General features: G+C 73.3%; 1 protein-coding gene. It reads right to left on the reverse strand.

All coding sequences use genetic code 11. The features are described from left to right. Positions 1–32: 32 nt before the first annotated feature. Positions 33–1,382, reverse strand: coding sequence for a 4-aminobutyrate--2-oxoglutarate transaminase (gabT, locus tag ACFU99_RS41995; protein WP_384403615.1), 1,350 nt, complete (start codon positions 1,380–1,382; stop codon positions 33–35). Between the last annotated feature and the right edge of the window lie 609 nt (positions 1,383–1,991).

The raw sequence follows: 1,991 nt of genomic DNA on the forward strand, positions 1-1,991 counted from the left end.
GGCCGTACGGGCCGTACGGGGCCGGCGGCCGCTCAGACCTCGGCGAGCGCGCCCTCGATGATGTCCAGGCCCTCGTTCAGCAGCCCGTCGCCGATGACCAGCGGCGGCAGGAAGCGCAGCACGTTCCCGTACGTACCGCAGGTGAGCACCAGCAGGCCCTGCTGGTGGCACGCCTTCGCGAGCGCCGCCGTGGCCTCGGGGTTCGGGTCCTTGGTGCCGGGCTTCACCAGCTCGACGGCGATCATCGCGCCGCGCCCGCGCACGTCGCCGATGATGTCGGACTTCTCCTGCATGGCCGTCAGCCGGCCCTTCATGACCGACCCGATGTGCCGGGCGCGGCCCACGAGGTCCTGCTCGCGCATCGTCTCGATCGAGCCGAGCGCCGCCGCGCACGCCACCGGGTTGCCGCCGTACGTGCCGCCGAGGCCGCCCGCGTGCGCCGCGTCCATGATCTCGGCGCGGCCGGTGACGGCGGCGAGCGGCAGCCCGCCCGCGATGCCCTTGGCGGTGGTGATCAGGTCCGGAACGATCCCCTCGTCCTCGCACGCGAACCACTCGCCGGTGCGGCAGAAGCCGGACTGGATCTCGTCCGCGACGAAGACGATGCCGTTGTCCGCGGCGAACTTCGAGAGCGCGGGCAGGAAGCCCTTGGCCGGCTCGATGAAGCCGCCCTCGCCGAGCACCGGCTCGATGATGATCGCCGCGACGTTCTCCGCGCCGACCTGCTTGCTGATCTGGTCGATGGCCTGGGCGGACGCCTCGGCGCCGCAGTTCTCCGGGCCGGTGGGCCAGCGGTAGCCGTACGCCACCGGCACCCGGTACACCTCGGGCGCGAACGGGCCGAAGCCGTTCTTGTACGGCATGTTCTTCGACGTCAGAGCCATCGTCAGGTTCGTACGGCCGTGGTAGCCGTGGTCGAAGACGACGACGGCCTGTCGCTTGGTGTACGCGCGGGCGATCTTCACCGCGTTCTCGACGGCCTCGGCGCCGGAGTTGAAGAGCGCCGACTTCTTGGCGTGGTCGCCGGGGGTCAGCTCCGCGAGCTGCTCGCAGACCGCCACATAGCCCTCGTACGGCGTGACCATGAAACAGGTGTGGGTGAAGTCGGCGAGCTGCGCGGACGCCCGGCGCACCACGGCCTCGGCGGAGGCGCCGACCGAGGTCACGGCGATGCCGGAGCCGAAGTCGATGAAGGAGTTGCCGTCCACGTCCTCCAGCACCCCGCCGCCCGCGCGCGCGGCGAACACCGGCAGCGTGCTGCCGACGCCGGCCGCCACCGCGGACGACCTGCGGGCTTGCAGCTCACGCGACTTGGGGCCGGGGATCGGGGTGACGACGCGGCGCTCCTGGGGGAGGGCCGGGCCTCCGGACAGTTCAGTCATGGCAGGACTCCAAGGAGAGGGGCGAAAGGGGTGTTTAGTCGCAGGCTAGGGGCGGTGGGGCGGGGCTGGCATGTTCCGTTAGGGAGAAGTGGGCGCGTCGCCTTGTCCGTCATGGCTATGGCGACGGGGCCGCTGCCGCCTGCCCGCGGGGCCTGTGGGGCCGGGTCGCCTCTCTGATCGTCACGTGGCGGCCGTGGCGGCTGTGTCCGGAGGGACTTTGGCGTCTCGCCGTCCGTTTTCCCGGCGGGCTCCCGCGCGTACCCTGCGGGTGATCATGGACGCCGGGTCGGCACGGCGCCGCCGGGGTCGGTGAACTCCCCTCGTGGGAACAGTAGATTGAACGGCGGCGCGCACACGGATACGACCTCCGGTCGGGGGCAAGGGGCAGCGGATGGACACCGAAGGCACGTACGACTCACGCGGCACACGGAGCGGCTCCGGACCGGGCCCGGCGGAGCCGCCCGCCGCCGTGCCCGACCAGGCACGACCGGTCCCCGCGCCACCGGCGCCGGCCGCTCCGCCCCCCCCCCCCACCGCACCCCCCCCCCCCCCCCCCCCCCCCCCCCCGCGCCCCCCCCCCCCCCCCCCCCCCGAACACCCCCCCCCCCC

The sequence above is a fragment of the Streptomyces sp. NPDC057654 genome, from assembly GCF_042800135.1.
Taxonomy (GTDB): Bacteria; Actinomycetota; Actinomycetes; order Streptomycetales; family Streptomycetaceae; genus Streptomyces.